The organism is Phormidium pseudopriestleyi FRX01, assembly GCF_017313335.1.
GTDB lineage: Bacteria > Cyanobacteriota > Cyanobacteriia > Cyanobacteriales > Laspinemataceae > Laspinema > Laspinema pseudopriestleyi.
In genome coordinates this window covers 1-6,560 of the sequence record NZ_JAFLQW010000083.1, presented here as the reverse complement: position 1 = coordinate 6,560, position 6,560 = coordinate 1, and the positions used below count along the sequence as shown (strand labels likewise).

At 49.5% G+C, this 6,560-nt stretch carries 7 protein-coding genes and 1 pseudogene; 5 read left to right on the top strand and 3 right to left on the bottom strand.

Going from position 1 to position 6,560, the window contains the following annotated elements; genetic code table 11:
• Nucleotides 1-120 precede the first annotated feature (120 nt).
• Entirely contained in the window at nucleotides 121-420 is a 300-nt protein-coding gene (locus J0895_RS03470) for a hypothetical protein (RefSeq protein WP_207086737.1), read from the bottom strand.
• Nucleotides 421-568: 148 nt separating this feature from the next.
• Between J0895_RS03470 and J0895_RS03465 the strand changes: the two genes are divergently transcribed.
• From J0895_RS03465 to J0895_RS03455, 3 genes are all read left to right on the top strand, one after another.
• Entirely contained in the window at nucleotides 569-763 is a 195-nt protein-coding gene (locus tag J0895_RS03465; RefSeq protein ID WP_207086736.1) for a hypothetical protein, read from the top strand.
• A gap of 230 nt (nucleotides 764-993) precedes the next feature.
• Entirely contained in the window at nucleotides 994-2,229 is a 1,236-nt protein-coding gene (locus J0895_RS03460; protein ID WP_207086735.1) for an AI-2E family transporter, read from the top strand.
• 154 nt (nucleotides 2,230-2,383) lie between these two features.
• On the top strand, nucleotides 2,384-3,565 hold the full coding sequence (locus J0895_RS03455) for a homocysteine biosynthesis protein (RefSeq protein ID WP_207086734.1): 1,182 nt from the start codon (nucleotides 2,384-2,386) through the stop codon (nucleotides 3,563-3,565).
• A gap of 69 nt (nucleotides 3,566-3,634) precedes the next feature.
• On the opposite strand, the gene J0895_RS03450 is transcribed toward J0895_RS03455, so the two are convergent.
• Together J0895_RS03450 and J0895_RS03445 are read right to left on the bottom strand one after the other, a co-directional pair.
• Entirely contained in the window at nucleotides 3,635-4,624 is a 990-nt protein-coding gene (locus tag J0895_RS03450; RefSeq protein WP_207086733.1) for a hypothetical protein, read from the bottom strand.
• 319 nt (nucleotides 4,625-4,943) lie between these two features.
• Nucleotides 4,944-5,123 carry a hypothetical protein gene (locus J0895_RS03445; protein WP_207086732.1) on the bottom strand — a complete coding sequence of 60 codons (180 nt, stop codon included), beginning with the start codon at nucleotides 5,121-5,123 and terminating at the stop codon, nucleotides 4,944-4,946.
• An 87-nt stretch (nucleotides 5,124-5,210) separates the two neighbouring features.
• Between J0895_RS03445 and J0895_RS03440 the strand changes: the two genes are divergently transcribed.
• Together J0895_RS03440 and J0895_RS03435 are read left to right on the top strand one after the other, a co-directional pair.
• Nucleotides 5,211-6,146, top strand: coding sequence for a tetratricopeptide repeat protein (locus J0895_RS03440; RefSeq protein ID WP_207086731.1), 936 nt, complete (start codon nucleotides 5,211-5,213; stop codon nucleotides 6,144-6,146).
• Nucleotides 6,147-6,224: 78 nt separating this feature from the next.
• Nucleotides 6,225-6,560 (top strand): annotated as a pseudogene (locus tag J0895_RS03435) (hypothetical protein); the annotation flags it as partial.

Here is a 6,560-nt window from a genome sequence, read left to right as displayed (position 1 = left end):
ATCACATTCACTTATTTGTTGAGATTCACCCGACAGATGCGATTATATCAAGTCGTGTAGGCGGTTAAAACCGCTCGTGTGGGCTTTCCACCTCGGTCTAAAGACGCGAGGCTACCAGCCCTACCGTGTTTCTCTTGTGTAGGGATTTTCAATGCCGATTACGAGGGCGCTGTGCTCCCGGGCGATCGCCACAACTGCTAATCCCTGGGCTTTTTCCTCGGGGGTCAGCGATCGCGAAATGGCTGCTAAGTCCGCATTTCCCCCCAGAGTCGGAGGGGCCTCGGGTTGAGGGGCGATCGGAGCATTGGGCGTGATTTGCGCGGTTTTTTCTTGCGAACTTAAGAACCAGTAGCCGACGGAGGCTAGAATCAGAAAAGTGACAAAATAAAGAACGGGCGAAGGTCCAGTTTTGTTAGCCACAGTTTTTAGGGTTTTAGGATGAAGGGCCGGGATTGACTGCAATCTTACTTATAGATGTATGGAGACAGTCCGTTTAATTCTGTCTGTTGCGGCTTTTTTTATTAAGTGTAAAAGGTTCGGTTAAGTTTTTCAAGTGTCGTGAATCACAATGGGTAGTAATACTATATTTATCGTCAAGGTGATGGTGGCCTCAGCCATCGTTTCTGCTGCTATCAAATATGGGGGTCCTCTGCTGGAGATTCCAGATACCTCGCCGATCGCCTTGCTTCTGGTTTGTACACCGGCAGCGATCGTCTTCGGGGTCCTGAGTTGGCGACTGTATTTCCAGGATCCACAGAATTAAGGGGGCTGGGGACCCACTGGTCCTTTTGAGTTAAAGGATCGGAGGGTTTGGTGCGATCGCCTCTGCACAAGTCATTGGAGTGCTTTTAAAGCGACAAGACCCAGTTGAGGCTATATTGAGTATCAAGTACAATCCCCTAGGGTCAATCTGCTGAAGATTGGAACCCCTGATTTAGGGTCGAGACAAACCGGGGTTAGCTGAAATAGCTTAGATGGGAGGGAGCGATCGCAGTGAATTTAGGTCAATGGATGGGCTTATTAGCCATTTTTATTTCTTTCTATATTCTCTGGCAAATCCGAGAAATTTTATTACTCCTCTTTGCGGCAGTCGTCTTAGCGACCGCCTTAAATCGACTCGCTCGCCGGTTGCAATGGTTTGGCATCAAACGGGGTTGGGCCGTCATGGTTTCCATCCTCCTGTTACTCCTGGTTTTGGTGAGCTTTTTTTGGCTGATTGTGCCTCCATTTGCCACTCAGTTTCAACAACTCATCCAACTCCTGACTTTGGGATTTGCAGAAATAAATGATTTAATTTATCAATTTAGAACCCAAGTCCCGCCGCAGTTGAATCAATATTTACCCGATGTTAATAGTATCGTTCAACAACTTCAACCTTTAGCTAATCAATTAGTAGGAGGAGCCGGGGCATTTGTCGGCGGTACTTTTGGGGGATTATTAAGCTTTTTATTAGTCTTAGTTCTAGCTTTAATGATGGTGAGCAGTCCTCAATCTTACCGGAGTGCCTTCGTGCGAATTTTCCCCTCGTTTTACCGATGGCGAGTTGATGGAATTCTCGATCGCTGCGATGTGGCGTTAGGCGGATGGCTGATTGGCATTCTGTTTAACATGATGGTGATTGGGGTATTAAGCTGGCTTGGCCTATTAATTTTGGGAGTTCCGCTGGCTTTAGCGAATGGAGTATTAGCGGGTTTGTTAACCTTTATCCCAAATATTGGACCGGCATTAAGTGTAATTCCGCCAATGGCGATCGCTCTGTTGGATGCACCCTGGAAATCCCTGGCTGTACTGGCGTTGTATATTTTCATTCAGCAGTTAGAAAGTAATTTCCTGACTCCTTATATGATGGTCGAGCAGATTGTTTTACTGCCTGCGGTCACCTTAATCGCGCAAGTCTTTTTTGCTTCAATTTTTGGCTTTTTAGGGTTATTTCTAGCCCTACCCTTAACCTTAGTGCTTCAGGTTTGGCTTCAAGAAACCTTAGTGAAAGATATATTAGACCGATGGCGTAAACCCTTTGCAACCAGACGCCCAAGACGCTTGGAGGCGATCGCCCCGGTTGACACCCCAACTGAAACCGAATCAGTGCATTGCTTGTCGTCGAGTCAGGATCTATCCCCCCTAGACTATGACCCTTGGGACGATCGCCCCAACCGAAGCGATCGCCCACTGATTTCCCCAGAGGTCAAATCGGGACCCGATTTTCAGGAACAACCCCAACCGGAATAAGGGTTAAACTCCTTTAAACAGTTGTCTTTTAACCGGATTTTTATCTTAAAATTCGCCCCAATAACACCAAAACCCTAACCGCAATCAGGGAGGAATTCGTTAACAATAGTCAAAAAATTATCCGAATTAATTCCGATATTAGAGAACCCAAGCTATGCGAACGATTGCCGAAATTAATGACAAAATCCGCCATAAGAAAGCGGTAGTTTGGACTGTAGAAGAACTGAAAGCGCGGGTTCTGGAAAAGGGCATCCCGGCGGTGACCAAGGAAGTGGATGTGGTGACGACGGGGACCTTTGAACCGATGGAGTCATCTGGGGCGATTATCAACCTGGGACATACGGACCCCCCGATTAAAATTCGGCGATGTTGGTTAGATGGAGTTCCCGCCTATTCGGGTTTTGGGGCGGTGGATTTGTATTTGGGGGCGACCGAAGTCGCGGAAGCTCAAGATGGAGAGGAAATCCGAGAACGGGGAGGGGGTCATGCGATCGCCGATTTAATTGCGGGGAAACCGATTCATCTGCGGGCGATCGGACAAGTAACGGATTGCTATCCCCGGGCCTCCTTTGAAACTACCCTGACCAAGGACACCATTAACCAGTTTTATTTATATAATCCTCGGAACTTATACCAAAATTTTATTGTAGGAGTGAATGGGGGCGATCGACCCTTGTTTACCTACCTCGGTCCATTACAACCCCATCTCGGGAATGCCGTCTATTCCAACCCGGGCGCTATTTCGCCCCTCTTCAACGACCCCGAACTTGACCTGATTGGTCCGGGAACCCGGATTTTTTTAGGGGGCGGAATTGGCTATGTTGCTTGGGAAGGGACTCAGCACTTTCCCAAGCAAAAACGCCTACCCAATAAGACGCCGATTGGCCCTGCGGCCACCTTAGCCTTAATTGGAGATGCCAAACAAATGAATCCGCGATGGGTGCGGGGTTGCTACTTCCACAATTACGGTCCCTCCTTAATGCTGGGCGTCGGAGTCCCGTTACCCATCCTCAATGAGCAAGTGGTCCTGCACTGTGCAGTGCAAGACCAAGATGTAGTTGCCCCGATTGTGGATTTCTCCATCCCCCGGCGGGTTCGTCCGACCTTTGGGTTAGTCAGCTACGCCCAGCTTAAAACGGGTCGGATTACCCTGGAAGGCAAACCCGTGCGGACGGCACCTCTAGCCAGTATCTTCTTTTCCCGTCAAGTTGCCTTGGAATTAAAGCAATGGATTGAATCTGGGGAGTTTACCCTGACGGAACCTGTCATCCCTCTGCCGATGGACCGCTCGTTTTTACCCCAAAATTTGTGGGGGTCTCAACTGAGCTTGGAATAATCCACCCGGAGGATTGTCTACAGCAGAGAATTCCGGTGAGGGAATTCAAACCCAACCCTGATCAATGGCTTATTCCTGATTTTGGGGTTGATTCCGCTTGACGGGTTTGGGAAGCGGTTCGGTCCGGGGGGCGGCGGTTTGCTGAACCGTCGGGTTGGGGACTGGGCGTCCCGAACTCTTGTAGGGGCGATTGCTGCCGCCCGGTTTACCCCCTTTCCCTTTAAAGGGCTTTTTCTTTTTAGGTGCAATCGATCCCATGTCGTTCCCCTGCTCAATCAGCAGAGAATTTTCCTGACGCTTAACGTGCAAGTCCCAAAAATGCCCGACGGCTTTTCCAGGTAAAGTCCCCTCAAGCTGTAACTTGAAAAACTTAGGTTTGGTGTCAGAATCTTTAGGGCTTTGCTTGATTTTAACGACGATATATTCCTCGTCCTGAGATTGAAAAATGACCTCGCCACGAATGGAAAAATACCCATCTTGAATCTCTAACTCGCCCGGTTCTTCCGGCTGAGATGAACCCTCGGTGACCGTCGCTGTCGCTTCGGTCGTCTGGGCCGGGGATTCTGAGGGGGCGTGGGTTAGTTTATCCGGTTCCCACACTCCCATAATTTGGACGTGCAAGGTCTTTTCTTTCTGTCTAGTGCGAGGATAAACCACCCAGAGGTGATCTTCTTCATCGCTGAGATGATTTTTGACCAAACTCATCACTTTACCCAGTAAAACCGCATCAATTGCTGTTCCTTCTGGGGTGATTAAATTCCCTCGGGTAAATTGTTCTTCCGAGGGTTGATAGCGACCGCAGACCAATCCGATCGCCCGATATTGCTTCGGTTCAGAAGGCAGGGGAATCGGATGAGGCCGCATCACTGTCCCAGCCGAATCGTTCGGCACAGCCTCGCGATCGGGCAGTTCCTTGGATTCGGTGACCGATTGCGGTTCCGATGATGTTGTCGCAGGGCTAGGGGAGAAGTCGGGCGGATTGGCCTGAACGCTAGGATCAGACTGGCCTGCTTCTGGAGTATTAGCGGAGCTTGGGAATTGATTGGGAGAGGAATTCATAAAACCTCCTGGCGGCGGAGACACATCCGGTGACAGCTAACTTGAAAAACGCTTTATGATTCTAAACCTGAATTTGACAGGTTCTATAGAATTAAGCTGGTTGCATCCTGACTTAACATAAGGTGAGGAAGATAGCCACGGTCCGAGGACAGGGGCTTACTTCCCATCAGGCTGCTGATTTTACCTAAAATGCAAGGCTGCTAGGGCCAAATCCGCATGGTTTCGGCTTTTTACTGGCTCGCACAGCATTCATACCCGTCAAATCTAGTCGATCTGGGGTACGCTCTGTCAATGCTTGCTCGTGGCGTAATGCCGGAAACTAGGGTTGTTTAATGCAGATCGGTGTTAAAACGCACTCCTGATCAAGATAGCATTGAGTCGGCTTTTCTCGCTTTGGTTGGGTGGATGAAGGGGCGATCGCTACTCCATCGGGTTCGTGAATCACTCCTGAAATGATTGTGGGTTCGCTGTTGTCTGCCAATTCAGCTACAATCATCACCCCGATTCAAAGGAGTTAATTCTTTTAAGAATCCCTGCGGTTACTGCCGATGTTGATTAAAATGTGGATAGAGTTAGAGGTTTTATAGTGTCAGAAAAGCTGGGGCGATGGAAGTTGTACGTCTTGATCCTGGGGCTCGTTGCCTTTGTGGGAATTGGTCTCGCGCCAATTATTACGCCGATTGTTAATGGCGTGATGGGAGCTGCACAAACCACTTCATCTAACACAGCAGCCACCCCAACAACGACCCCAAATTCGCAGCAGGGGGATTTGGAAGCTCAAGCTAGGGGTTATGAATTAGTGGTGCAGCGGGAACCGAATAATGAGACGGCCCTGCGCGGACTTTTGGAGACTCGACTCAAGTTACAGGATATCCCCGGGGCGATCGCCGCTTTGGAAAAATTAGTGGCCATCAATCCCGCACGGACGGATTATGCGGTCCTGTTGGCCCAAGGCAAGCAACAAATCGGCGATCGCGATGGGGCTTCTACGGTCTATCGCTCAATTTTGGAAACCCAACCGGGTAATATTAATGCCCTCCAGGGTTATGTCAATCTTTTGCTGATGGAAAGCCGTCCCGAAGCTGCGATCGGGCTGCTTGAGGATACCCTCAAAACGGCTCCCCAAGCCAATCAAATTCAGCCGGGAAGCATTGATGTGGTTTCGGTTCAAGTGATTTTGGGTCAGGTGTATGCCGACCAACTGCGTTATGAGGAGGCGATCGCGGTTTACGATGAAGCTATGAAAGCTGAACCCGAGGATTTTCGTCCCATCTATGCCAAGGCGATCGTCTGGCAAAATCAAGGGAAAATGGCTGAGGCTAAACCCCTTTTTGAAACGGCGGCCCAATTAGCACCCCCGCAGTATCGGGATCAAATTCAGCAACAAGCGCAACAAGTCGCCCCAGTGGTTCCGGCAACCCCGCAACCGGAAGTGGCACCGGAGTCACCAGCACCCGCACCGTCCGTCGATTCTTCAGCCGAACCGTCCGTGGATTCTACAGCCGAACCAGAAGCTGAGTAGCATTTAGGGAAGGGGCAACAGCAGTCGCCCCTTCCTTTTTTACCCCTTTCCCAGGGAAGAAATCCCGAGGTTAATTCAGTGGCTAAAATTCCTTTAACTCCGTTGGGTGGATTATTAATTGTGGCTGCGTTTAAACTGGGTCAGATGAACCCAACAGTGGCGATCGCAAGTAATCCCGAACCCCCATCCCCTTCAGAACCCCCCGTTCATCATATTGTCTTAATTGAACTCCAGCCCGATGTTACTCCAGAAGAAATTGAGCAAACGATTGAAGTTGACACTCCCACGCTCTTTAGAGCGTGGGATTCTTTAAGAGTCCAGAATCTGAACCTTAAGGGCGTAGTCAAAGCACCCCTACTGACTCCACTAAGATTAAATCCCAGTGTCGCCGCTACCTTTCTTAAGATATTTGCT

What these genes read in the sequence shown, in the direction of transcription:
- J0895_RS03465 (WP_207086736.1), top strand. Translation starts at nt 569, where the DNA reads ATGGGTAGTAATACTATATTTATCGTCAAGGTGATGGTGGCCTCAGCC.
- J0895_RS03455 (WP_207086734.1), top strand. Translation starts at nt 2,384, where the DNA reads ATGCGAACGATTGCCGAAATTAATGACAAAATCCGCCATAAGAAAGCG.
- J0895_RS03450 (WP_207086733.1), bottom strand. Translation starts at nt 4,624, where the DNA reads ATGAATTCCTCTCCCAATCAATTCCCAAGCTCCGCTAATACTCCAGAA.